Source organism: Streptomyces sp. NPDC059695, from assembly GCF_042733785.1.
Lineage (GTDB): Bacteria > Actinomycetota > Actinomycetes > Streptomycetales > Streptomycetaceae > Streptomyces.
On record NZ_JBHWFF010000031.1, the window covers coordinates 23,064 to 44,967 of the forward strand.

The 21,904-nt window shown below is 69.4% G+C and carries 25 protein-coding genes and 1 pseudogene; 14 read left to right on the forward strand and 12 right to left on the reverse strand.

Annotation, left to right across the window (positions count from 1 at the left end; translation table 11 throughout):
• Positions 1-289 precede the first annotated feature (289 nt).
• The 3 genes from ACFV2S_RS30175 (at position 290) to ACFV2S_RS30185 (ending at position 2,108) form a co-directional block, all read left to right on the forward strand.
• Positions 290-1,119 (forward strand): IS5 family transposase gene (locus ACFV2S_RS30175; protein WP_385566052.1). Its coding sequence is split into 2 segments (ribosomal slippage): positions 290-602 and positions 602-1,119, totalling 831 coding nucleotides; the frame shifts between segments, so codons are not numbered across the junction.
• A gap of 186 nt (positions 1,120-1,305) precedes the next feature.
• Positions 1,306-1,410: a DUF6221 family protein gene (locus tag ACFV2S_RS30180; protein ID WP_385566055.1), complete on the forward strand. Its 105-nt coding sequence runs from the start codon at positions 1,306-1,308 to the stop codon at positions 1,408-1,410.
• A 50-nt stretch (positions 1,411-1,460) separates the two neighbouring features.
• Entirely contained in the window at positions 1,461-2,108 is a 648-nt protein-coding gene (locus ACFV2S_RS30185; RefSeq protein WP_385566074.1) for a hypothetical protein, read from the forward strand.
• A 113-nt stretch (positions 2,109-2,221) separates the two neighbouring features.
• Here the strand turns inward: ACFV2S_RS30185 and ACFV2S_RS30190 are convergent.
• The 3 genes and pseudogenes from ACFV2S_RS30190 to ACFV2S_RS30200 all read right to left on the reverse strand — a co-directional run.
• Positions 2,222-2,641: pseudogene (locus tag ACFV2S_RS30190) on the reverse strand (NAD(P)/FAD-dependent oxidoreductase); the annotation flags it as partial.
• 33 nt (positions 2,642-2,674) lie between these two features.
• Positions 2,675-3,094 (reverse strand): arsenate reductase ArsC, encoded by a 420-nt coding sequence (locus ACFV2S_RS30195; protein ID WP_385565885.1) that lies wholly within the window; start codon positions 3,092-3,094, stop codon positions 2,675-2,677.
• A 16-nt stretch (positions 3,095-3,110) separates the two neighbouring features.
• Positions 3,111-3,773 (reverse strand): low molecular weight phosphatase family protein, encoded by a 663-nt coding sequence (locus tag ACFV2S_RS30200; protein ID WP_385565888.1) that lies wholly within the window; start codon positions 3,771-3,773, stop codon positions 3,111-3,113.
• Between the two features lie 83 nt (positions 3,774-3,856).
• Here ACFV2S_RS30200 and ACFV2S_RS30205 point away from each other — a divergent pair, with 83 nt between their 5' ends.
• From ACFV2S_RS30205 to ACFV2S_RS30220, 4 genes are all read left to right on the forward strand, one after another.
• On the forward strand, positions 3,857-4,162 hold the full coding sequence (locus ACFV2S_RS30205) for an ArsR/SmtB family transcription factor (RefSeq protein WP_385565892.1): 306 nt from the start codon (positions 3,857-3,859) through the stop codon (positions 4,160-4,162).
• Complete coding sequence (arsB, locus tag ACFV2S_RS30210) at positions 4,156-5,241, forward strand: ACR3 family arsenite efflux transporter (RefSeq protein ID WP_385566059.1); 1,086 nt, start codon at positions 4,156-4,158, stop codon at positions 5,239-5,241. Before ACFV2S_RS30205 ends, arsB begins: the two co-directional genes overlap by 7 nt.
• Positions 5,242-5,325: 84 nt before the next feature.
• Positions 5,326-6,384, forward strand: coding sequence for an ArsO family NAD(P)H-dependent flavin-containing monooxygenase (locus ACFV2S_RS30215; protein ID WP_385565897.1), 1,059 nt, complete (start codon positions 5,326-5,328; stop codon positions 6,382-6,384).
• Positions 6,385-6,434: 50 nt separating this feature from the next.
• Positions 6,435-7,118 (forward strand): hypothetical protein, encoded by a 684-nt coding sequence (locus ACFV2S_RS30220; protein ID WP_385565901.1) that lies wholly within the window; start codon positions 6,435-6,437, stop codon positions 7,116-7,118.
• Between the two features lie 814 nt (positions 7,119-7,932).
• On the opposite strand, the gene ACFV2S_RS30225 is transcribed toward ACFV2S_RS30220, so the two are convergent.
• The 3 genes from ACFV2S_RS30225 to ACFV2S_RS30235 all read right to left on the reverse strand — a co-directional run bounded on the left by ACFV2S_RS30225 (position 7,933) and on the right by ACFV2S_RS30235 (position 9,782).
• Positions 7,933-8,748 carry a sulfite exporter TauE/SafE family protein gene (locus tag ACFV2S_RS30225; RefSeq protein WP_385565905.1) on the reverse strand — a complete coding sequence of 272 codons (816 nt, stop codon included), beginning with the start codon at positions 8,746-8,748 and terminating at the stop codon, positions 7,933-7,935.
• A gap of 174 nt (positions 8,749-8,922) precedes the next feature.
• Positions 8,923-9,423 carry a GNAT family N-acetyltransferase gene (locus ACFV2S_RS30230; RefSeq protein WP_385565909.1) on the reverse strand — a complete coding sequence of 167 codons (501 nt, stop codon included), beginning with the start codon at positions 9,421-9,423 and terminating at the stop codon, positions 8,923-8,925.
• A complete protein-coding gene (locus ACFV2S_RS30235) occupies positions 9,420-9,782 on the reverse strand; it encodes an ArsR/SmtB family transcription factor (protein ID WP_385565914.1) in 363 nt (120 codons plus the stop codon). Before ACFV2S_RS30235 ends, ACFV2S_RS30230 begins: the two co-directional genes overlap by 4 nt.
• A gap of 175 nt (positions 9,783-9,957) precedes the next feature.
• On the opposite strand from ACFV2S_RS30235, the gene ACFV2S_RS30240 reads away from it, so the two are divergent.
• Both ACFV2S_RS30240 and ACFV2S_RS30245 read left to right on the forward strand, forming a co-directional pair.
• Positions 9,958-11,328 (forward strand): NAD(P)-binding domain-containing protein, encoded by a 1,371-nt coding sequence (locus ACFV2S_RS30240; protein ID WP_385565918.1) that lies wholly within the window; start codon positions 9,958-9,960, stop codon positions 11,326-11,328.
• Positions 11,325-12,719: an MFS transporter gene (locus tag ACFV2S_RS30245; protein WP_385565922.1), complete on the forward strand. Its 1,395-nt coding sequence runs from the start codon at positions 11,325-11,327 to the stop codon at positions 12,717-12,719. Before ACFV2S_RS30240 ends, ACFV2S_RS30245 begins: the two co-directional genes overlap by 4 nt.
• Before the next feature lie 6 nt (positions 12,720-12,725).
• Here the strand turns inward: ACFV2S_RS30245 and ACFV2S_RS30250 are convergent, their stop codons facing one another.
• The 4 genes from ACFV2S_RS30250 to ACFV2S_RS30265 form a co-directional block, all read right to left on the reverse strand.
• Positions 12,726-12,998, reverse strand: coding sequence for a hypothetical protein (locus ACFV2S_RS30250; RefSeq protein ID WP_385565926.1), 273 nt, complete (start codon positions 12,996-12,998; stop codon positions 12,726-12,728).
• A 460-nt stretch (positions 12,999-13,458) separates the two neighbouring features.
• On the reverse strand, positions 13,459-13,836 hold the full coding sequence (locus ACFV2S_RS30255) for a fic family toxin-antitoxin system, toxin component (protein ID WP_385566064.1): 378 nt from the start codon (positions 13,834-13,836) through the stop codon (positions 13,459-13,461).
• On the reverse strand, positions 13,836-14,075 hold the full coding sequence (locus tag ACFV2S_RS30260; protein WP_385565930.1) for a hypothetical protein: 240 nt from the start codon (positions 14,073-14,075) through the stop codon (positions 13,836-13,838). Before ACFV2S_RS30260 ends, ACFV2S_RS30255 begins: the two co-directional genes overlap by 1 nt.
• 314 nt (positions 14,076-14,389) lie before the next feature.
• Positions 14,390-15,209, reverse strand: a protein-coding gene (locus tag ACFV2S_RS30265) for an IS5 family transposase (protein ID WP_385565934.1) whose coding sequence is annotated in 2 segments (ribosomal slippage) — positions 14,390-14,860 and positions 14,862-15,209 — 819 coding nt in all. Because the reading frame shifts where the segments join, the coding sequence is not laid out codon by codon here.
• Between the two features lie 112 nt (positions 15,210-15,321).
• Here ACFV2S_RS30265 and ACFV2S_RS30270 point away from each other — a divergent pair.
• The 3 genes from ACFV2S_RS30270 (at position 15,322) to ACFV2S_RS30280 (ending at position 16,970) form a co-directional block, all read left to right on the forward strand.
• On the forward strand, positions 15,322-15,765 hold the full coding sequence (locus ACFV2S_RS30270) for an NUDIX domain-containing protein (protein ID WP_385565936.1): 444 nt from the start codon (positions 15,322-15,324) through the stop codon (positions 15,763-15,765).
• A gap of 318 nt (positions 15,766-16,083) precedes the next feature.
• On the forward strand, positions 16,084-16,218 hold the full coding sequence (locus ACFV2S_RS30275; protein WP_385565940.1) for a hypothetical protein: 135 nt from the start codon (positions 16,084-16,086) through the stop codon (positions 16,216-16,218).
• Between the two features lie 137 nt (positions 16,219-16,355).
• Positions 16,356-16,970 carry a YdeI family protein gene (locus ACFV2S_RS30280; RefSeq protein ID WP_385565944.1) on the forward strand — a complete coding sequence of 205 codons (615 nt, stop codon included), beginning with the start codon at positions 16,356-16,358 and terminating at the stop codon, positions 16,968-16,970.
• A gap of 951 nt (positions 16,971-17,921) precedes the next feature.
• Here the strand turns inward: ACFV2S_RS30280 and ACFV2S_RS30285 are convergent.
• A complete protein-coding gene (locus tag ACFV2S_RS30285; RefSeq protein ID WP_385565949.1) occupies positions 17,922-18,596 on the reverse strand; it encodes a winged helix-turn-helix transcriptional regulator in 675 nt (224 codons plus the stop codon).
• A gap of 16 nt (positions 18,597-18,612) precedes the next feature.
• Positions 18,613-19,317, reverse strand: a complete 705-nt coding sequence (locus ACFV2S_RS30290; protein ID WP_385565953.1) for an alpha/beta fold hydrolase — start codon at positions 19,315-19,317, stop codon at positions 18,613-18,615.
• A gap of 510 nt (positions 19,318-19,827) precedes the next feature.
• Between ACFV2S_RS30290 and ACFV2S_RS30295 the strand changes: the two genes are divergently transcribed.
• Together ACFV2S_RS30295 and ACFV2S_RS30300 are read left to right on the forward strand one after the other, a co-directional pair.
• A complete protein-coding gene (locus ACFV2S_RS30295) occupies positions 19,828-20,148 on the forward strand; it encodes a hypothetical protein (RefSeq protein ID WP_385565956.1) in 321 nt (106 codons plus the stop codon).
• A 311-nt stretch (positions 20,149-20,459) separates the two neighbouring features.
• Positions 20,460-21,764, forward strand: a complete 1,305-nt coding sequence (locus tag ACFV2S_RS30300; RefSeq protein ID WP_385565960.1) for a hypothetical protein — start codon at positions 20,460-20,462, stop codon at positions 21,762-21,764.
• Positions 21,765-21,904: the final 140 nt, after the last annotated feature.

A 21,904-nucleotide genomic window follows, 5' to 3' on the forward strand; every position in this document is an offset into this window, starting at 1 on the left:
AGTGCGGACGCCGAGTGGGACAGGCCCTTCGCGAGCTGCTCACTGGCGACGGCGCGCAGCTCTGCGGCGGGTTGCGGTTGCGTCTCCGTCTATCCGAGGCGTCGCCCGCCAGCCTGTCCGCCGCCACAATGAGTGGCAACCACTACGCAGGGGGAACGCAGTGAGCGACGGACTGGACTTAGCCACAACCGTGGTCGGAATCATCTCCGCAGCGGCGACTAGAGCGTGTCTCTTTGATCAGTTGGTCAGTTGATCGGATGTGTCCGTCCGATTAGTGATCACTGATGCGATGTGGGACCGAATCGAGCCGCTGATGCCGGCCGACCCGGTCCGCGGTCGGCGATGGGCCGATCACCGCCGGACCTTGGAAGCCATCGCGTGGAAGTACCGCACTGGCTCTCCCTGGCGAGACCTGCCGAACGAGCTCGGCTCGTTCCAGACTGCTCACAAACGGCTGATCAGGTGGGCCGTAGATGGAACCTGGGAACGCATCCTCGCCGCAGTTCTGGCAGCGGCCGACGCTGATGCCGACATCGGCTGGACCGTCTCGGTGGACTCCACCGTCTGCCGGGCTCATCAGCACGCTGCCGGTGCCAGGAAAAAGGGGCGCCGGGCCGGGCCGAACCCGACGACCATGCCCTCGGACGCTCCCGCGGCGGCCTGAGCACGAAGGTCCATCTCGCCAGCGACACCCGTGCACGGCCCCTGGCCCTCCGTATCACCGCAGGCCAGGCGGGCGACGCCCCGGCCTTCGAGACCGTCATGGCAGGCATTCGTGTTCCGCGAAGCGGACTCGGACGACCGAGGACCCGACCCGATGCCGTCCTGGCGGACCGCGCGTATTCATCCCGCGCGATCCGCAATCACCTCCGCCGACGCGGAATCCGCGCTGTCATCCCCCAGCCGTCCGACCAGGTCGGCCACCGGCTGCGGCGAGGAAGCGGTGGAGGCCGCCCACCAGCCTTCGACGCCGAGGCCTACAAGCAGCGCAACGCCGTCGAGCGGTGCATCAACCGACTCAAGCAGTGGCGCGGCCTGGCCATGCGAACGGACAAGCTCGCCATCGCCTACCAGGCCGCACTCCACCTCGCCGCGATCCTCATCTGGACCGCCGCTTGACCGCCGAAGCACCTCGCCCGCGAAGATGGCCGCATGGACGATCTTGTGGAGTTCCTCGTCGCACGCGTCATGGACGATAACCACGCCTATGCCTACGTGGCCGGCACCCTGGGCGGCGAGGCTCTTCTCGACAGCCATCTCCCCATGCTCGACCTGATCGAGCAACTGGCGCACGACTACAAAGCTATGGACCCCTCCGACTCCCGCTCGACCGGGCTGGCATACGCGCTGCGAGTCCTTAGCCAGTCATACGCCGAGCACCCCGCCTACCAGCAGGAATGGCGCCCATAGCCCTTCAAAGAGACAGGCCCTAGGCCCCGAGGACACGGGAGCTGCCGTGTGTGGTGGAGCGCAACGCCCATGCACGGAACGTGATCCTTCAATGGCTCTACGACCATGAAGAGGAGCAGGTTCGTTCCCTCGCCGAGATGATCAACGACCCTCAATTGCACTTCTACGGAGACGCTTTGACGAGCGACGAGACGGGACGGGCGTTTTCGTACCTGCGTGATCAGTCCATGGTCAGGGCAAGGAGATCTTTCGGCGGAGATGTCTTGACCCCAAGGATCACGGCCCGTGGCATCGCATGCGTGGAGACTGGGAAGACCGTGGCCGACTTCACCAACCCGCAGCACAGCGGCGGGAACGTCCGTAACACATACCTGCCGAACGCGCAGGGGGTCATTGTGGGCGAGCAGCAGAACTTCACCCAGAACAACAACGCTGGCATTGAACCGAGCGCGTTTATCCGGCTCGCGGGATACCTCGGACAGGTGAGCGCGACGCTCGGGCTGGAAGAATCCGAGTGGATCGAGTTGGAGCGGGCGGCCGAGGAACTGCATGCCGCAGCCACGTCCGCCTCCCCCGAGCCAGGCCGACTGCAAGCGCTAACGAGCCGCATCGTCGACGGACTGACCAATGCTGCGGGCACGATCGCCGGACAGGTCGCTCTCCAAATGGGGCAGGATGCTCTGGGATCGCTGGGGTGATGGTCAATGCCCGGCAGGGCACTGGCGTACTGAGTCAGTCTGGGTACCCGCACAGGCGTCCACCACACCTCCTGCTGATGGCAGGAGCCTTCCCGGGTCAATAGCCCCGAGCAGAAGAAGCCGTCGCAGGTGGCGCACCAGGAGACGCCGCGGCCGGAGAGTTCGTCTTCGTTCGGCAGGCCGAGCTTGCGGTAGCCGGAGCCGGTCGTGATGATCACCGTCCTCGCACGGTGGACCGTTCCCTCACTGTCGGTGAGGAGCTTGATGTCGCCGGTGAGGTCGACGGCCACGATGTCGTCGTCGATCATCTCGGCACCGAAGCGTTCGGCCTGGGCCCGCATGCTGTCCATGAGGTCGGGGCCGTCGATGCCGGTGGGGAAGCCGGGGATGTTCTCGACCTCGGTGGTGGTGGTGAGTGATCCGCCGACGAAGATCGAGCTGCCGAAGAGGAGTGGCTTCAGCTGGGCGCGGGCGGTGTATAGGGCGGCGGTGTACCCGGCGGGGCCGGAGCCGATGATGACGGCGTCGCCCATGCCGTTGTCGGCGGGGTCGCGTCGGTCACGGTGTCAGCTCTGCTCCTTGGCGTCGATGTCGGCGATCAGGTCCTCGATGAGGGCCTTGATCTCGTCGCGGATGGGGCGAACGGCCTCGACGCCCTGGCCGGCGGGGTCTTCGAGTGCCCAGTCGAGGTAGGTCTTGCCGGGGAAGTACGGGCAGGCGTCGCCGCAGCCCATGGTGATGATGTAGTCGGATGCCTGAGCGGCCTCGGTGGTGAGGACCTTCGGCTTCTGGTCGGAGATGTCGATGCCCAGCTCGGCCATGGCGGCGACGGCCGAGGGGTTGATCTGGTCGCCGGGCAGGGAGCCGGCGGAGCGTACCTCGACCCGGTCGCCCGCGAGGTGGCGCAGGAATCCGGCGGCCATCTGGGAGCGGCCGGCGTTGTGGACGCAGACGAACAGGACGGACGCGGCAGGCGTGGAGGACATCGTTCTTCCTTGGGGTTCAGGCAACTGCGGGTGAGCGGATGGGTCCGGCGCCGAGCTCTGTGAGGAGCGCGGTGATGTGGGTGTCGATGGCGTCGCGAATGTCGCGGACGACGGCGATCGGGGCTCCGTCGGGCTCGGGGACGGGCCAGTCCAGGTAGCGGTGGCCGGGAAGAACGGGGCAGCCGTCGCCGCAACCCATGGTGTTGACGATGTCGGCGCCTTGCACGACCTCGTCGGTCAGCGGCTTGGGGTAGACCTCGTCGAGCGGACCACCGGATTCGGTGAGGACCTGCAGAACCTGGGGGTCGACAGCGCTGGCGGGGTGTGTGCCGGCGGAGGAGACGGCCACGTCGTCCCCTGCCCGGTGTGCGAGCAGGGCCACTGCCATCTGGGAGCGGCCCGCGCTGTGGCTGCAGACGAACAGCACTCGTGGCCGGCCGCTGCCCGCGGCCGGGTTCGTGGCGTGCGCGAGGGCGTCCAGGCTCTCGGCGGCGAACCGTTCCGCGAGCACCACGAGATGGGTGCGGACGTGGGCATGCACGGCGAGCCGGGTGTAGGAGTCGACGAGCAGGCGCTGCACAGTCTCCGGCGAGAACCGTCCCCGGTGCCGTATGGCGAGGCGGGCGGCGCCGGCCGCGAGGCGTTCGTCGGGGAGGACCGGGTGCGAGGAAGCGGTCATGACGGAACCCCCTTTCCGGCAGGCTCTAAGAATGAATCAGCCCCAGCTGGTATCAGCAGATGGTGATGTGACAGTATCAGTCCATGATGACGTCAGTCGACACTGATCTGATCCGGGTGCTGGGCGACCCCCTGCGGCTGCGGATCGTGACTCTGCTCGCCCGCGAGACGCTGTGCACCACCCACCTGGTGGAGGAGACCGGCGCCAAGCAGACCAACCTCTCCAACCATCTGAAGGTGCTGCGCGAGGCCGGGGTCGTCGACACCGAACCCTGTGGCCGCTTCACCTACTACCGGCTCAGGCCCGAGGTCATCGAGACCCTGGCGGGCCAGTTCGCCGAACTGGCCGCCACCGCCCGCGCCAATGCCGACTCCAAGAGGTCCTGTTGACCACCAACGCCCCCGCGGCTGCCGAAGACCGGTCGGTCGTCGCGAAGCTGTCGACCCTCGACCGCTTCCTCGCCGTCTGGATCCTGCTCGCCATGGCCCTCGGCCTCGGCCTCGGGCGCCTGATCCCCGGCCTGAACGACGCCCTCGCCAAGGTCGAGATCGGCGGCATCTCGCTGCCCATTGCCGTCGGCCTGCTGATCATGATGTACCCGGTCCTGGCGAAGGTCCGCTATGACCGTCTCGACGCCGTCACTGGTGACAAGAAGCTCATGGTGTCGTCGTTGGTGATCAACTGGGTCCTCGGGCCGGCGATCATGTTCGCCTTGGCGTGGATCTTCCTGCCGGACCTGCCCGAGTACCGCACCGGCCTGATCATCGTCGGACTCGCCCGCTGCATCGCCATGGTCATCATCTGGAACGACCTGGCCTGCGGCGACCGTGAGGCCGCCGCCGTCCTGGTCGCCCTCAACAGCGTCTTCCAGGTGCTCGCGTTCGGCCTGCTCGGCTGGTTCTACCTCGACCTGCTGCCCGGCTGGCTCGGCCTCGGCGACGGCGAGACCCTCGACATCTCCATGTGGAAGATCGCGCTGAACGTCGTCATCTTCCTCGGCGTCCCGCTGCTGGCCGGGTTCCTGACCCGCCGGATCGGCGAGAAGAGGATGGGCCGCGAAGCCTACGAGACGAAGTTCCTGCCCAAGATCGGCCCCTGGGCGCTCTACGGCCTGCTGTTCACGATCGTCATCCTCTTCGCCCTGCAGGGCAAGACCATCACCTCCCAGCCGCTCGATGTCGCGCGGATCGCGCTGCCGCTGCTGGTGTACTTCGCCGTGACGTGGTTCGGCACTTTCGCCCTCGGCAAGGCGATCGGCCTGAACTACGACCGCACCGCGACCCTGGCCTTCACCGCCGCCGGCAACAACTTCGAGCTGGCCATCGCCGTGGCCATCGCCACCTTCGGCGTCACCTCCGGCCAGGCCCTCTCCGGCGTCGTCGGCCCCCTCATCGAGGTCCCCGTCCTGGTCGCCCTGGTCTACGTCTCGCTGGCCTGGCGCAGGCAGTTCAGCCCTGCCCAGCAGTAGCGTCCCGCCCACGCCGCCGCCCGGTGTCCCGCCCCGCGCCCGCAGGGCGGGACGCCACTCTCCCTGAGAAGGAATGCCCCGCCCATGACCTACGAGACCGTTGACGTGGTCGTCATCGGCGGCGGCCAGGCCGGGCTCGCCGCCGGCTACCACCTGCGCCGCGCGGGCCTCGCCTTCGTCATCCTCGACGCCGCCCCCGCCCCGGGCGGAGCGTGGCAGCACACCTGGGACTCCCTCCACCTGTTCTCCCCGGCCGCGCACTCCTCCCTCCCAGGCCGGCTCATGCCCCCACAACCAGGCGAGACGTATCCGGATGCCGCGCACGTGGTCGCGTACCTCGCCGACTACGAGCAGCGTTACGACCTCCCCGTCCGCCGCCCCGTCCGCGTCGCGGCCGTTCACCGCGACGGCGCGTTCCTGCGCGTGAACACGAACGCCGGAGCCTGGCGGGCCCGCGCGGTCATCAGCGCGACCGGCACCTGGTCGCGGCCCTTCATCCCTGCCGTCCCCGGACGCACCGAGTTCGAGGGGGCCCAACTCCACACCGTCGAGTACCAGCGCCCCGCGGACTTCGCCGGACAACGCGTCGTGGTGGTCGGCGGCGGGAACTCCGGCGCGCAGATCGCCGCCGACCTCGCCCGCGACACCACCCTGACCTGGGTGACCCTGCGCGAACCCCGCTACCTCGCCGACGACATCGACGGCCGTGCTCTCTTCGACGTGGCGACCGCCCGCCGCCGCGCCCTGGACGAAGGCCGCACCGACACCGGCGGCGTCGCCTCGCTCGGCGACATCGTCGCCGTCCCACCGGTCCGCGCGGCCCGTGACGCCGGCCTCCTCAAGGCTCAGCCCATGTTCACCCGCCTCACCCACACCGGCGTGCAGTGGGCGGACGGCACCCGCACCGACGCCGACGCGGTCGTCTGGTGCACCGGATTCCGCCCCGCCCTGTCCCACCTCGCCCCGCTCGGCCTGCGCGGGCCCCGCGGCCACATCCCCACCACCGGCACCCAGGCCCTCGACGAGCCCCGCCTCCACCTGCTCGGCTATGGCGACTGGACCGGCCCCGCGTCCGCGACCCTCATCGGCGTCGGCCGCCCCGCCCGCGAAGCCGTCCGCCAGATCGCACAGCTCCTGTCCTGACAACGGAGAATCCCGGCGTCGGGCCGACCGCGTGCCGTGAAACGGCCAGCATGACCGAAGCACCCTCACCGGCCCTGTGCCTCATCGACGACGAGGACGCCACGGCTCTGACACTGATCGTCGAAACACCGAACGGCCCGCACATGCGGCGCATACCCCAGGCTCTGCCGCTGCCGATCCACGTCGAGCACGGCAAGGCCGCCGAGGAAGCCGCCCCCACCGCGGCCGCCGCCTGGGGTCTGCCGGACTTCGTCTTTCAGCAAGCCGCGCACGCGGCAAAAGGCTCAGGCTCGCGAGAACAGGGTGACCGGCTGCTGATCGCCGGCCGGCGCGGCGCGGCGGTGCAGTTCAAGGCCCGCACGATCCATCCGAAGCCCGACGCCAAGGAGGTCGGCTGGGTGCAGAAGGTCGCGGCCAAGGCGATGAGCCAGGCCAAGGGCAGCGTGCGGCAGCTGCGCATGCTGCCCGCCGACATGGTCAACGGCCGGGGCCGCCGCATGCGCGTCGACGGCAACGACTACGAGTGGATCGCCGTGTTCCTGCTGGACCACCCCCACGTGCCGGAAGGGACCATCGCCACCTGGCAGCCGGTCGGCATGCCCGCCATCGCCCTGACCCGCCGCGACTGGGACTTTCTGTTCGGGCAGCTGCGCTCGACCACTGCCGTGCTCGACCACCTCTTCCGTGCTGCGGAACAACCGGCCGTCCCGCTCGGTGATGAGCCGGTGCGCTAGTACGAACTCGCCGCTGCCGACGCCGCCGCCCCGCCCGACGAGATCGACACCGGCCTCGTCGGAGAAGACTGCGTGCTGTACTCCACCCCGCAGCTGGCTCAGGCGCCTGCCGGCGACGACGGGACCCGCGCCCACCTCATGATCCGCTTCATGCTGGAGGACATCGCTCTCACCCCGCTCGGCAGTCCTCTCACCGAGTCCAACCGCCACACCATGCTCTCCGACCTCGACCAACTGCCGGTCGAAGCCCGCACCGACTGGGGCCACCTGCTGCAGGACATGCTCCGCGACGTCCCTCACGTCCCCGACGGACAGACGAAGTGGCGTTTCAGACGACGGCTCGACGCGGACGGGACCCGGCAGCTCATCGTCGGCGCCGCCACCCGATTCGACGACGACGTCCAGGCCGCATTCACCGCCTACGTGCAGCTGCGCCACCAGGAGGTGACCTCCCGCACCGGCAAGACTGAACAGCCCCTCCGTACTCGGCGTCCTGCTCACCCCCCGCCACGACAGCCTGCGGCCCTGGGACACCACCACCATCGGTGTCCACGGCGACCTGGACCTGCCCGAGGAAGACCTGCAGAACTACGGCGAACTGTGGAACCGCTCCGCCTCAGACGGCTCGGTCGTCACGGAGGAATGAACCGCCGCAAACGTCCAGCACGCGGCCGTGTGGCCAGCGCCCCGAGGTCCGAGACTGGTTGGCTTTGTCCACGAGTTGAGTTGTGAAGTCCGCTGTTCACGAGGTCTGGGAGGTGCCGGGATCAGGCCGAACTCGGTGGTCACGAGGTCGGGAGGCACCCACGGCTGCTCAGTCGTGACGGGCGAGCTTGACTGCGGAGACGAGGAGGATCACGGCCAGTGCGGGGATGAGGACCATGTCCGGGAACACGCCGAGAAGGAGCCCGCCGAGCACTGCCCCAGCGACCGAGCCGGCAGCCATGACCGCAGTGAATCGGAGATTGGCGCCGAGGACGGCGAAGCTGCCGTCGCGGCTGTAGCGGGCGAACGCCACGAGCATGGTCGGCAGGGAAACCAGAAGGGACAGGCTTCCGGCGATCTTGATGTCCTCACCGAACAACAGCACGATCGTCGGGATGAGCAGCTCGCCCCCGGCAACGCCCATGATCGCGGCGACGACACCGATGCCGAATCCAGCCGCGACGCCGGCTGGGACCTGAGCCCACCAGGGCAGCGCGAGGGTGTTCAGGGTGGTGGTGTGCGTGACCACCAGGGCAGCGGCCATGAGGACCATCAGGGCGGCGAGCACCTTGTAGAGGGTGGTGCTGCGCATACGGACCACCCAGGACGCTCCGGCCCAGGCGCCCAGCAGGCTGCCGGCCAGCAGGTTGACCGCGACCGGCCACCGGGCGGCGACCTCGGCTGCCGGCACCGCGGCCAGCCGGGCGGGAAGCGCGACCAGGACCACGACCAGGCTCATCGCCTTGTTCAGGATCACGGCCGAGAGCGCGGCGAACCCGAAGACGCCGATCAGCAGTGGGAGGCGGAATTCGGCGCCGCCCAGCCCGATCATCCCGCCCAGAACACCGATGGCCGCCCCCGCTCCGAACACCACTGGTGCTGAAAGCGTCGGCCGGAGGGGATTGAGGGTCTGGTCAGTGATCATGACGGGCATCCTCGCCGGTCACAAGCCTGCCCTGCTACAGCGAGCTTCTACCTTCGGGGCAAGGGACGGAACGGCCGGTCCGGATTCGTCCGGACCTCCGAGAACCGGCTGCGACAGCCCACCCGCTCTGCTGCCCTGCGCCGTCGAAACTTTGCCGTGGACAAAGCCAACTGGTCACACCACGGCCGTACTGCGGCGCTCGACGAGCACCACGTCGCGCCACACTCCGTGGTGGCGGCCGATGCGTTCTCGGGTGCCGATGACACGGAACCCGGCCCGCTCATGGACGGCGAGACTGGCGGTGTTCTCGGGGAAGATGCCGGACTGGATCGTCCAGATCCCCGCCGCCTCCGTCGACTCGGCCAACGCCTTCAACAGCATGGAGGCGACACCGCGGCCGCGCGCGCCGGGATGGACGTACACGGAGTGCTCGACCACGCCTGCGTACGCGCCCCGGTCGGACACCCTCGACGCCGCGACCCAGCCGAGCACACGGCCACCCTCGTCCACTGCAGCGAAACGGTGCCCGGGCAGCTTCACCGCGTCGAATTGCTCCCACACCGGTGCGACGGTCTCGAAGGTGGCGTTGCCCTCGTCGATCCCGGCCTGGTAGATCGCGATCACCTCGCCGGCGTGCGCGGCCGTGAGCGGCACCACCAGGGTTGAGGAGCTCACGCGGCGGCCGCCCGGGTGAGGAGCGCGCCCATGGCGGCCAGGACGGCGGGCTCCACGCGGTAGTACACCCACGTGCCACGCCGCTCGGAGGACAGGAGGCCGGCCTCCTTCAGCTTCTTCAGGTGGTGGGAGACCGTGGGCTGGGAGACGCCGACGTCGGAGATGTCGCACACGCACGCCTCGCCGCCTTCGTGTGACGCCACGGCTGAGAACAGCCGCAGGCGCACGGGATCACCCAGCGCCTTGAACATGACCGCGGTCCGCTCGGCCTCCTCGGCCGTCAGCGGCCGCTCCGTCAGCGGCGGGCAGCACGGCTCGACAGCGGACTCCAGCAGCGGCAGCACCTTCACATTCGACATACGTCTATGTTGACACATCTCGAAGCAGCCCCCCAGAGGTCTCCGCCCGGACACGGGTGCCCGCCTCACGGGCGAAGCTCGGGATTCGATGAATGTCTATGTTGACGCTCGTCGATGCAAGGGGCATGCTGAAGGGGCAGGAGATCGATGAACGTCGAAACAAAGGGGACTCGTCATGAACGCCACCGCCACCGAGCAGCTGCCCGTCGTGGTCATCGGGGCCGGTCCGGCCGGACTGGCCGCCGCCTCCCACCTCGCCGACCGGGGCATCGAGCCGCTGGTCCTGGAGGCCGGTGCGCAGGCGGGTGCGGCAGTGCGCGAGTGGTCGCACGTTCGGCTCTTCTCCACCTGGGGTGAGGTCACCGACCCGGCCGCCGAGAAGCTCCTGGCTCCCACCGGGTGGGTGAAGCCCGACGCGAAGACCTACCCGACCGGCGGCGACTGGGCCGAGCGGTACCTGCAGCCGCTCGCCGACGTCCTCGGCGACAAGGTCCGCACCGGTGCCCGGGTCACCGGCGTCTCCCGCGTCGGCCGCGACCGGATCGTCGACGCCGACCGCGAGGCCCAGCCCTTCACCGTCCACGTCACCTACACGGACGGGCGTGAGGAGCGGATCCTCGCCCGAGCCGTCATCGACGCCTCCGGCACCTGGTCCGTCCCCAGTCCCGCCGGCGGCGACGGACTTGCCGCGTGCGGCGAGCGCGCGGCCGCCGACCGCATCTCCTACCGCGTCCCCGACCTCAAGGACCCGGCCGCCCGCCGACGCTACGCCGGGAAGCGGACCGCCGTCATCGGCTCCGGCGCCTCCGCCTTCACCGCGCTCGCCCTGCTCGCCGACCTCGCGAAGTCCGAGGACGGCGCCGGCACGCACGCCACCTGGATCCTTCGCCGGGGCATCTCCGGCTCCACCTTCGGCGGCGGCACCGCCGACCAGCTCCCCGCCCGCGGTGCCCTCGGCCTCGCTGCCAAGGCCGCCGTCGACGAAGGGCACGCCGACGCCGTCACCGGCTTCCGTACGGACGCCTTCGAGCGCGTCGGCGAGCAGCTCGTCCTCGTGGCCGAGGACGGCCGCCGGCTCGACCTCGTGGACGAGGTCATCGTCCTCACCGGCTTCCGCCCCGACCTGACCTTCCTCGACGAGCTCCGCCTCGGCCTGGACGAACGCCTCCAGGCCCCGGTCGCACTGGCGCCGCTGATCGACCCGAACCAGCACTCCTGCGGCACCGTCTACCCGCACGGCGTGAAGGAGCTGTCCCACCCGGAGGAGGGTGTCTACGTCGTCGGGATGAAGTCCTACGGGCGCGCGCCCACCTTCCTCGCCCTCACCGGCTACGAGCAGGTCCGCTCCGTCGCCGCCGCGATCGCGGGCGACCACGAAGCGGCCGAACGTGTCGAACTCGTCCTGCCCGAGACCGGAGTGTGCGGCGGCGCAGGCCTCTTCGACCAGCCCGAGACCAGCGAGGCCGCCGACGGCGGTTGCTGCGCACCCACGCCGACGCTGATCCAGCTCGGAACCTCTGCCCCGGCGCCCTCCTGCGGCTCGTGACCGACCTCAACACCCGTACAGACGGGGCCGCGACCGGGACGGGGGTCCGGTCGCGGCCCCGCGGCGCGCTACCCGCACTGTGCGCCACGCAGATCACCAGCTGGGGAATCGTCTACTACGCCTTCCCCGTCCTCAACCCTGAGATCACCGCCGCCACCGGCTGGTCCACCACCGCCACCATGGCCGCGTTCTCACTCGCCCTCATCGTCTCCGGCGTCGCCGGGATCCGAGTCGGCCGGATCATCGACCACCGCGGTCCCCGCGCCGTCATGACCGCCGGCTCCGCCGCAGGCGCTACGAGTCTCGTGGTCGTGGCCCTGGCGCCCAACCTGCCGGTGTTCTTCGCGGGCTGGCTGCTGGCCGGCTTCGCCATGGCCGCGACGTTCTACCAGCCCGCGTTCGCCGCCATCACCCGCTGGTTCGCCCCCGGCCACGTCCGCGCCCTGACCATCGTCACGCTCGCCGGCGGCCTCGCCTCCACCGTCTTCGCGCCCTTCACCGCCGCCCTCGCCGACCACTTCACCTGGCGCACCACCTACCTCGTCCTCGCCGCGCTCCTGGCCGCCATCACCATTCCGGCGCACGCGTGGGCTCTCCGCGCTCCCTGGCCGCCGGCCGCGCCAGCGATCATCGATGTGACCTCGACGCCGCAAGAGGTGGTGCGCAGCCGTCCGTTCCTGCTGCTCGCGCTCGCGTTCACGCTCTCGGCGTTCGCGATGTACGCCGTTGTCGTCGCCCTCGTCCCGCTCGTGATCGAACGCGGCTACACCACCAGCCAGGCGGCCTGGGCCCTCGGCCTCGGCGGCGCCGGCCAGACCCTCGGCCGCACCCTCTACTCCGGCCTCGCAAGCCGCACCGGGACCACCACCCGCACCGCCGTCCTCATCGTCCTTGGTGCCCTGATCACCGCAGCCCTCGCCGCCGTCCCCGGGCCGTACAGCCTGCTGGTCGCGGTGTCGGTTGGGGCAGGCGTGGTCCGGGGCAACCTCACTCTCCTCCAGGCCACCGCCATCACCGACCGCTGGGGCACCACCCACTACGGCCGCCTCTCCGCAATCCTCAGCGCACCCGCCATGACCGCCGCAGCCCTCGCCCCCTTCGCAGCCGCCCTCCTCGCCCCACCGCTCGGCGGAACCCCACAGCTCTTCGGACTGCTCTCCGCGCTCGGCCTGATGGCCGCAACCGTCGCTGCAGGCGCAGCCCCCCGGCCTCGACGGCGAAACCCTCGATCCAAAAACGTGGACCCGCTCACCCGTGACGAGGCCGCCGCGTACTGGGCGAGGGGATACGGGCCTGCGCGATCTGCCGTCCGGACAGCGACCTCGGCATCCTCGGCTGACCCCCAGGCTCTGCGGACAGGGCGTGGAGGAGGGCGGTGTCACCGAAGGTGACGGCGGTCAGGTCGAGGCGGACCCGGGTGGCACGGTGCCGAGTGCATCGGTGAGGGCCTGACGCAGGCAGTCGACTCTGGTCTTGCCGAACTCTCCGCTCGCCGCCAGCAGCGCCATGCCGTCGGGCCGGGTGTCGCGCCGGAAGACGCAGCTGCCGCCGGGGGTGCTGTAGAAATGACAGTCGTCGGCGGTCTCCACCGTGCTCGGGCCCCGCGGACGCGGGGAGCAATCGGCATCGGACACCTCGGGGTGCCAGCGGTCGGAAGCATCCCCACGCATGCGGGGAGCAGCCGGCGGCGCCTGGTCGAGGACCGCCCGCCGCAGAAGCATCCCCACGCATGCGGGGAGCAGCCTTCGTGACCTGCAGTTCTACCTCACACACAACCCACGCCAGACCTCTTTCACCAAAACAGACGAAGCACCCCGCACACAACCAAGCCACTCCCCCGCAACTCGCAGGGCCAACGGCGGCCAGCGGCCAGCCGACCCGTCCCCATGCGAAGGCCCTCGGGGAATGCGAGGAGATGAGAGGCCTCAACCTCCGCAGGCCGTCAGGTTGGGACCGCCCCCGCGCGTGCAGGGAGCAGACAGCGTCCTTCCCTCGGCGTACGCGCACGTGGGGACCATCCCCGCGTGTGCGGGTTCAGAGCCGGTGACCAGCAGTTCTACCGCAACGACGGCACCATCTGAACCACTTGGCGATGACTGCCGCAGTGGTCGGCGTGGTGACCGGTGGGTGTCAGGTGGTGGTGGGCCATCTGCGCAGGAGGGCTGCGATGCGGCCGCAGGTGCATTCGGGGTCGAGGAGCAGGTCCTTTAGGGCGATGGCGTTCTCTCGTGTGGGCTTGACGGAGATACCGACGGCTTCGAGATACATCACGCCAGAGGCGGCGGCCACGGCAAGATTGGATCGCTCCAGCCACCGGCACCGGCCCAGCGTGTGCACCAGAGCCGCGGCTTTCGCGTAGGCACCGTCGTAGACGGGCTGCTCGAACAATTCAGCACGGTGACGGGCGACAGCCGACACCGGGACGCCGTAGTCGTCAGGGGCCGGGTCATCCGCACCCGCCGCCTCGGCGACCTGCAGAATCCAGGGAACATCGATGTGCAGCTCCATCATGCCGCGCGCGTTCCCCCAGAAACCACCTGATCCCGCTCGGCCTCATCGAAGACCGCCTGATGTTCAGCCAGGAACCGGGCAGCCGCGTCCACCGCCCGGGCCCGCAGACCACTGGCATCGTCCTGCACCAGCCGCGCTAGGTAATCCCCCACGCTCAGCCCCAGATCAGCAGCACGCCTCCTCGCAAGCTCCGCAACATCCTCATCCACCCGCGCACCCAACTGCGTCTTCGCCATACCACACATGGTAACACCCGTTACCAAACCTGCCGAGCCCAGTCACGCCGCAGACGACCAGACAGACGATCCACGCTGGCTACGAGGAGCAGGTCTGGGTGGTGGACTCCGCTGAGTCGTCAGGGAGCCATCCCGCGCGCGTGACCGACAAGGGCTCGATCATGTAGCCCTTGTCGTCGGCGTGGCGACCACCCCCGCGGGTGCAGGGAGCGGCGCCGGGCGCAACCGCCGCCGGTCCCCAGCTCGAGACCATCCCCACGCGAGCGGGGAGCCGGCAGGGAGCTTCTACGTGCTCTCCGCGTTAAGACCGTGTCCTACGTGGTGAGGCGGAGAAGTCGCTTGTAGCAGCAGAGGGTGGCGGCGAGGCCGAGGAAAGCCAGGTAGTTGCGGGGGTGGCGTTCGTAGCGGTGGTTGAGCCGGCGGTAGCCGGTGAGCCAGGACATAGTCCGCTCGATCACCCAACGGCGGCGTCCGAGCCGTTCTGACGACTCGATTCCCTTGCGAACGATGCGGACGCCGATGCCTCTTCCGCGGAGCCCTTTCCGCAGTTCAGGTATGTCGTAGGCCTTATCGGCATGCAGGCGCCGGGGTTTGAAGTTCCGGCCTCGCTGAGGGTCGTGTTTCGTTTGGAGGCCCGCGATCATGGGCTTCAGGCCCTGGCTGTCATGGGTGTTGGCGGCCGAGACGCCGACGACGAGGGGCAGTCCGTTCGCGTCCGACAGGACGTGCATCTTGGAACCCGGCTTTCCCCGGTCCACGGGGCTCGGACCTGTGAGTTCGCCCCCCCTTTTTTGCGCGGACGTGGGCGGAGTCGAGGACCGCTCGGGAGAGGTCGAGCAGGCCGGCATCGTCGAGGCGGTGCAGGATCTCCTCGTGTAGCCGGCCCCAGACTCCGACCCTGGACCAGATCAGGAACCGACGGTGCGCGGTCGACTTTGATACCCCGAAGCAGGGTGGCAGGGCCCTCCAGGCGCACCCACTGACCAGGACGTAGATGATCGCGGCGAACACCGTCTCATCAGGCGTGTCTTGCGTCCCACCACCCTGCGGCCGCACCTTCGACGGCGGGATCAGCGGCTCCGCGATCTCCCATAACCCGTCCGGAACAACCCAACTCCACGTACCCCGCCCCATGACGGACTCAACGATCGCCTCACCACGTAGGACACGGTCTTAGTGCACGAAACTCAGAAACTCCATCCACACCCTCTGTTACCGGCATACCTTCAGCGAGCAGGAACTCATAGTGCGCCTTGGTATTCGAGTTTCCGGCGTTGTCGAGGATAGCTCTGACCATGTGAAAAAAATAGCGTTCGGAGAGCGACAGTCGCAATCAATAATTCTGGCGGGGTTTGCTTTGATCCCCGAAGGCGCAGCGGAGGCCAAGGAGTCCTCTCGGGCCGGCGCACGGCGCAAGGTGCTTGAGGAACTCGGTCTCGACGTCGCACCAGGGGCATTGCTGGGCGTCGACTGGACTGCCACACGGACCGGGTGCAGCGAGGGTGTGGTGCTGGTTTTCGACGGTGGCCGGCTCACGCCCGGGCAGATCTGCTCGATCCGGCTCCAGGCCGAAGACCTGCGGCGATACGCGTTCGTGGACGTCGGCTCGGTAGGCGAGCTACTCGTGCCGGTGCTCGCGCGCCGGGTGCAAGCGTGTGCACGCGCTCGGGAGCGGGGACGGCCCCTGTAACTGGAGAACGGCCTCGCGTGAGCAGGGGGGCGGCCCGGGCAGGCGAACCGGGGAGACGGGTTAGACGGACAGGCTCGCCTCTTGCCTCAGACCCGCCGGCAGCGCAGCCGGACAGCTGGACCTCGAGACTCGGAGCCGTGAGGTCGCCGAGGGGGTGCGCGATCCGCAGCCGTGGGAGATGGCGGCCTCGATGAATGACGAGACCTGGAGCTCCAGGATCCGGTGGTATCGCCCGAGCAGCTGATCGGCGAGGAGTAGCACAGCGAGAAGGTGCGCGGGGAGCGCCTCGGTGTGCTGCAGGCGGCTATTCTGCATTCGATGGCGCAGCACGGGGTGTCGACCTGCATCACTTTCCATCATCGGACGATGGAGGAGGCGTATGCGGAGGGCCTGGAGCGCGTCGCGGCGAAGCTGCACGCGGACCGGCCGGAGCGGTATCCGTGGAGCCACTGATGCGGACGGCGCCGGGGACGATGTGCGGGTAGCCGTTTGCCCGGCGGTCGGTGAGGGCGAGCCGGTCAGCACCGACGCTGCGGGCTCGGCGAGCCACCGCGCCAGATCGCAGCACCGGATTGCGGCACTAACCTGTGGTGGTGACCGGAACCGAACTGGATGAGTTGATCGTTGCCGACAGCGCTGCGCTGCGCTCGTGGTTGCTGAACAACCACACCACCTCGCCTGGCGTGTGGCTCGCTCTGACCAGGAAGGGCGGCTCCGTCACGACGCTGACCTGGCAGCAGGCGGTCGACGAGGCGCTGTGCTTCGGTTGGATCGACGGCCAGGCCCGCAAGCGCGACGAGGAGAGTTCCTGGAGGCGGCTCACCCCACGCGGGCCCCGCAGCGTCTGGTCCCAACGCAACGTCGCCAACGTGGCCCGGTTGGAGGCGGCCGGCCTGATGCTGCCTGCCGGCCGCGCCGCGGTGGACGCCGCGAAGGCCGACGGCCGGTGGACGGCCGCCTATGCGCCATCTTCGGAAGCGGAGTTGCCGGACGACCTGCAAGCTGCGATCGCCGCCAACCCAGCGGCGCAGGCGATGCTGGAGGTGCTCACCAAATCCAACCGCTTCGCCCTCATCCACCGGGTGAATACCGCCAAACGGGCCGAGACACGCGCCCGGAAGATCGCCGAGTGCGTAGCGATGCTGGCCCGGTACGAGACAGTCCACCCGCAGCGAGCCAAGCCGGCGAACCCGCCGACATCGTGACCGGGCGCCCGCCGGAACCAGGGTGGTTCCATCGGATCATCCGATCACTGGTTGATGTTTTTCGTTGACTGATGCTCAGTGGCGATAATCGAGCCGCTGCTGCCGGATCGGACACCTCGGCGGGGTGGGCGGTGACGTGATCACCGACAGGTGATCGACGCGATCGCGTTCAAGTACCGGGACACCATAGATGGGCCTGCCCAAGCACTTCGGCTCGTGGAGGGGCGCCCACAACCGGCTGCGGAAGTACGCCCCTCCCACGGCACCAGGGAGAACGTCTTCACCGCGCTGCTGTCCCAGGCCGACGCCGAGGCGACCTAAGCATGGCGCGCTCCTGCGACAGCATGTCGGCGGAGGTGACCGACGGAACGAGCGGTCCGCCAAGACGGCGTGGCGCCGGGCCCAAGTGCACCGTGCCGCGGAATCTCCGACGTCGTACACGTCGTGGTTGCGGACGATCTCGGTCTGGTGGTCCTGGACCCCTTGCACGACATGCGTAACGGTGTCGCTCAGGGACCCTCCGAGGGGCGTGAGTTCGTACTCGCCCGGGGGTGGCACCTGGGAGAGTCGCTTGCTCGGCATCCTCTTCAATCTGAGCCGTGTGGCGACGGATCCAGAAGGTCAACTCCACGCGATGCGCCTCGACGAGAACTTGCCACAGCGGCACCGTCCGAGGAAATCAGGACCAGCAGCGCCTGAACCGAATCCAGGACGGTTTCATTTTATCGTCCCAGCGTCCCGTTGATCATGAAGATGTGCGTTGGGAAACCGAGTCGGCGTGCTCTCCGGTTGTTATCGAGACCCGTGACGCTCGGGACCCCTTGCTTTTTCTGGCGCAACACATGCTCGGCAAGACACCTACAGGAGCCGGCAGTCCGCGCACAGGACGGTCGTCGCCGGGCGGGTGAGGCCGCGGCAAGGCGTGGGCGCCCTGATGCCGTCGTCTGCAGCTCAGCCCTCGACGCGGCGACTCTGGGGCGGTAGCCGAAAGAGGTCCGGCAGTCGGCGCAAGGCCTCGCGGTCGCCCGTGACTGTTGCGGTACCTGCCGTGATCGCGCCCGAGAGGGTCTGCCTGCGGCTGGTGACCGCTGCGAGTTCGTCCTCGGTGATCGTGATCGTCGCGTCGGGGCGCTGCGCCGGCCCGTGAACCGTCTCGAGCGTGCCGTCGTCGACGCGTGCGTGCAGCACGTCCTCCCCGACGTGGAACTCGTACACCGCGCGCAGCCCCGCAGCAGCGTCCGGGACGAAGCAGGCCCGCATGCCCAGGACGGCCCAGTCGGCGTGAAAGGTCTCGCCCGCGCGGCGCTCGTCCATGGCCCATTTCAGTCCCCACTGGGCCAGCGCCAGGACGGCGGGGCCGAGCTCCTCTCCCGCCTCGGTCAGCGCGTACGCGGGGACACGAGCGGGCGGAGGCAGGACGACCTTGCGGGCGAGCCCCTCACGTTCCAGGTGCTTCAGCCGGGCGGCGAGCAGCCCGGTGCCGAGTCCGCGCAGGCTGGCCTGGAGATCGCCGTACCGCTTGGGACCGGTCAGCAACTCCCGGATGAGCAGCATGGTCCAGCGCTCACCGACGAGGTCGAGGGTGCGCGCGGTCGCGCAGAACTGGTTGTACGTTCGCTGCTCCACTCCCTCACTCTAGACTTCACCCTTCCTGTTCTTGAAGCGGCATGGGACGCCCTGACACGTCCAGGAGCAGGCGGGCGAGAGGCTCGGGGTCGGTCAGCATCACATCGTGCGGGCCGTCGAGGGCGCGAGTCCGGTACCCGAGGTCGGCGCCGAAGCGTTCGAACGGGTAGGTCGCGGGCCGACAGTGGATGGCAGAGCCGGCAACCTTGTCGACGGCGCCGGTCAGTCGCGTGGCTTCGGTGAACGTACGCAGTGCCTGTGGGACCAGGCGCTCGGCGAGCCAAGCCGCGTCGGCGGCATCGACGACCCCGAAAGCGGCCGGGGGCGGTGCCGGTATCTGCCGTCCGTCTGCGGAACTCGAAGCCGCCGCGCGGACGGCAGCGACAAACGCATCGGGCGCCAGGGTGAACATGCCGGCCCCGTCGGGTCCGGCCCAGCCGTCCACGAGGACGAGGTGGTCGACCGCCCCGGGCCGCAGATCCGCGGCCTCCCGCACGACGAGACCGGAGTAGCTGTGGCCGACGAGGACGAGCTCCTCATCCTCTGGGACGGTGTCGAGGGCGGCGGCGACCGTAACGGCGTCGTGGTGGAGCCCGTGGTCGTCGGACGAGCGGAGGTCGGGGGTCAGCGTACGGGCACCAGCTGCGCGCAGCAGGGGCGCGACCCGGTCCCAGGCCCAGGGGCCGTGCCAGGCGCCGTGGACGAGTACGTACGTGGTCATCGCTGCTCCTTCTCGAAGTAGTGAAGTAGTGAAGTGGTGGAGTGGAGGCAGGCGGCGGTCGGCGAACTGGTACGGGTCCGCAGGGCAGTTGCCGGTCGTCCGGAGAAGGTCCCGGGCGCGTGGCGAGGGCCTGGCGGAAGCGCCCCGTCGGCCGGCGGCCTGCCGCAGTGCCGTCGCGTGGGCGGGTGCGGCTGCCAGTCCTCCGCAGGGCCGCTGAGCCGGGGTCAGGGTGGCTGCTGCCGCGCACGGAGGCGTGCACGGGTCGACCTATGGCAGGTAGGAACGCGGCCGTGCCCACGACCTTCACCCCTGACATCGCCCCTCCCCCAGTTCGCGGCCTGCCCACCTTGCGACCCGTCAAGCCTAGCCTCAACTTCCTGATTTTGAAGTGCAGACTTTCTGATTAGGACGTGCGAGGCCGCCGTCGGGTCATGAGCTTGCTGAGGCGGCGGCAGCCTGACCAGCCAAGACGGTGTGCCCGCAGGAGCGACGGCGGCAGATCATTCGTCCATGCGCCCCGAAGTGCAGGCCTTCGCCGCCGGCCCGCTCCCAGACCGGGACGGGAGCGAAGAGGAGATCGACAGGCACCTTCAGCAACTCGAAGCGATCTCCCAGCCGGTCACCGGAGAAGGAGCCCGAACCCTCGCCTCGCATTTCGGCACCGACGACTGCCACGACGTCGCCCGGACGCTCCTGCACCTGATCGGAACGCGTCCGAACCCAGTCCTGACCACGGCCCCCGGAGCCGACCCCAACGACTGGCGCCAACGGCTGTACCCCCGGGCCGTGAACAGAGGACTCATCCCTGAACCCGACGGCGCAGTGACGTGAGGTATCTGTCCCGAAGTCCTGCTCAGCTGTCGCACCGGCGACCCGTGCGTTGGCGAGACGGTGCGTGATGCAGAGCGCGGCCCGGCCGGCGGAGAGCGCTGCTCCACAGAGGTTGTGCCCGAAACCCGTTCTTGTGGACAAAGCCACTCTGGATCTCCGCCGCGCCGTGGCTGTGCCATCGCGGTCCCGGTTCGCGGCAGTGCGGGGAGTGCAACCGGGCACCAACCGGCCCGGCACTTAGCGCAGTTGGCTTGTTCACCGTAGGGTTGCCGAGGGGGAACCCGTCGCTCGGCGGGGAAAGGGGGAGAACCATGGAGATCTACGCCCACTGGCTTGACGGTGAGCACCTGCGCGTGTCCGGGTGGAGTCCGCAGGACACGTCACTGGCCGTCATGCTCAAGATCCAGGCCCTGTTGGGGCACACGGTGGTGCTGAGCGACGTGCAGCTCATCGACAGCCATGCGGTGCAGGCGCTGTTCGAGACGGAGGACTTCCGGTCCTTCGTGCGCGGCTGCCCGTCCTTCCTGCGCTGCACCACCGCCGCTCCGGGCGGCAGTGACCCCTTTGCCCTGGTCACCACCGGCCTGCACCGCGCGCTGGAGCCCGGCTGGCTCTCGTCTTCGTTCGACACGGCGGAGCCCCTGGTCAGGCTGTCCGAAGCCGTTCTGGAGCGCGGGGAGGCCAATCCAGGGCCGCTGTTCGCGCGGGGTACCGCGCTGGGCGCACGGTACGAGGAAGGCGGGGTGATCCGGCGCAGGCTGGAGGCTGTGGCCTGGACCCTGCATCACTTCTCCCGCGAGGCAGGAGTGCCGCTGGGCACGAGCGCCGTGACGCGCCCCTGCTCGTACCGCGACGTGTTGGAGGAGGTGGCGGAGCTGCCGGGGCTCCCCGGCCACGACTACGCCCCGGTGGAACGCACCCTCGCCTATCTCGACGAGCACGTGGAGCCGTCGAACCGGCACCGCAGGGCCGTGCTCTTCGCCCAGCTCGACGCGACGGACCCGCCGCACAGGACGGCGATGTGGAACACCGCGACGCAGGCCTGGAACGGAGCGGTGCAGCGGACGCTGGGCACCGACGGGGCGTCCCCGCGGTCGCTCCCGAAAGCGGCCGACATCGGGCTCTACCTCGGGCGTCCGACGGACGCGCTCTTCGAGCCCGCCGGCCCCGGGGCCACCGCCCCTGCGGAACACGGGATGGCCCCGGGCAACCTGGCGGCGGTCGCCGAACTGGGCTGGCAGGACATCGCGAAGATCCATCAGGACGAGGTCGTGACCCGTCGGCGCGACGCCTTCCAGGCGGCGCTGCGCGCCGGGGACGCGGCGGCGGCCGACGACGCCCTCCCCGCACTGCTCCGGGCGGTACGGCGGAAGCTGCCGGCCTCCGGAGAGCGGCCCGGGCGGCTCGCCTGGGCCGCGGCCGAGACCGGCCTCGGGCTCGCCGGCGCGGGGCTGGCGCTCGGCACCGGCGAGACCCTTGGACTCGTGGGACCTGCGCTGGCGTTCGGCCTTGCGGCCGAGCGGCTGCTTCGGGGCGGCCGCAACCGGTCGCACATCGTCAACACGCTGATGACGGCGGGTGGAAGAGGGACCTGGGCCCGACGCGGCGAAGCCTGACAGGGCGCTGGGTGCCGGACGGTCGAGCGGTCGAGCGGTCGGCGGCTCTGCCCTGATGCACGCTTCAGGCGGCGCTGCATGGGTGGGACGGCCGCCGCGCTCGTACGAGAGGCAGGCGTTGTCGGTGGCGGCCGGTACGT

Coding starts and splice junctions, on each gene's coding strand:
- ACFV2S_RS30225 (WP_385565905.1), bottom strand. CDS start 8,748: ATGATCACTGACCAGACCCTCAATCCCCTCCGGCCGACGCTTTCAGCA.
- ACFV2S_RS30220 (WP_385565901.1), top strand. CDS start 6,435: ATGACCGAAGCACCCTCACCGGCCCTGTGCCTCATCGACGACGAGGAC.
- ACFV2S_RS30195 (WP_385565885.1), bottom strand. CDS start 3,094: ATGTCCTCCACGCCTGCCGCGTCCGTCCTGTTCGTCTGCGTCCACAAC.
- ACFV2S_RS30300 (WP_385565960.1), top strand. CDS start 20,460: ATGGAGATCTACGCCCACTGGCTTGACGGTGAGCACCTGCGCGTGTCC.
- ACFV2S_RS30250 (WP_385565926.1), bottom strand. CDS start 12,998: ATGCGTGGGGATGCTTCCGACCGCTGGCACCCCGAGGTGTCCGATGCC.
- ACFV2S_RS30255 (WP_385566064.1), bottom strand. CDS start 13,836: ATGGAGCTGCACATCGATGTTCCCTGGATTCTGCAGGTCGCCGAGGCG.
- ACFV2S_RS30235 (WP_385565914.1), bottom strand. CDS start 9,782: ATGTCGAATGTGAAGGTGCTGCCGCTGCTGGAGTCCGCTGTCGAGCCG.
- ACFV2S_RS30205 (WP_385565892.1), top strand. CDS start 3,857: ATGATGACGTCAGTCGACACTGATCTGATCCGGGTGCTGGGCGACCCC.
- ACFV2S_RS30215 (WP_385565897.1), top strand. CDS start 5,326: ATGACCTACGAGACCGTTGACGTGGTCGTCATCGGCGGCGGCCAGGCC.
- ACFV2S_RS30180 (WP_385566055.1), top strand. CDS start 1,306: ATGGACCCCTCCGACTCCCGCTCGACCGGGCTGGCATACGCGCTGCGA.
- ACFV2S_RS30240 (WP_385565918.1), top strand. CDS start 9,958: ATGAACGCCACCGCCACCGAGCAGCTGCCCGTCGTGGTCATCGGGGCC.
- ACFV2S_RS30290 (WP_385565953.1), bottom strand. CDS start 19,317: ATGACCACGTACGTACTCGTCCACGGCGCCTGGCACGGCCCCTGGGCC.
- ACFV2S_RS30200 (WP_385565888.1), bottom strand. CDS start 3,773: ATGACCGCTTCCTCGCACCCGGTCCTCCCCGACGAACGCCTCGCGGCC.
- ACFV2S_RS30295 (WP_385565956.1), top strand. CDS start 19,828: ATGCGCCCCGAAGTGCAGGCCTTCGCCGCCGGCCCGCTCCCAGACCGG.
- ACFV2S_RS30260 (WP_385565930.1), bottom strand. CDS start 14,075: ATGGCGAAGACGCAGTTGGGTGCGCGGGTGGATGAGGATGTTGCGGAG.
- ACFV2S_RS30275 (WP_385565940.1), top strand. CDS start 16,084: ATGGCGCAGCACGGGGTGTCGACCTGCATCACTTTCCATCATCGGACG.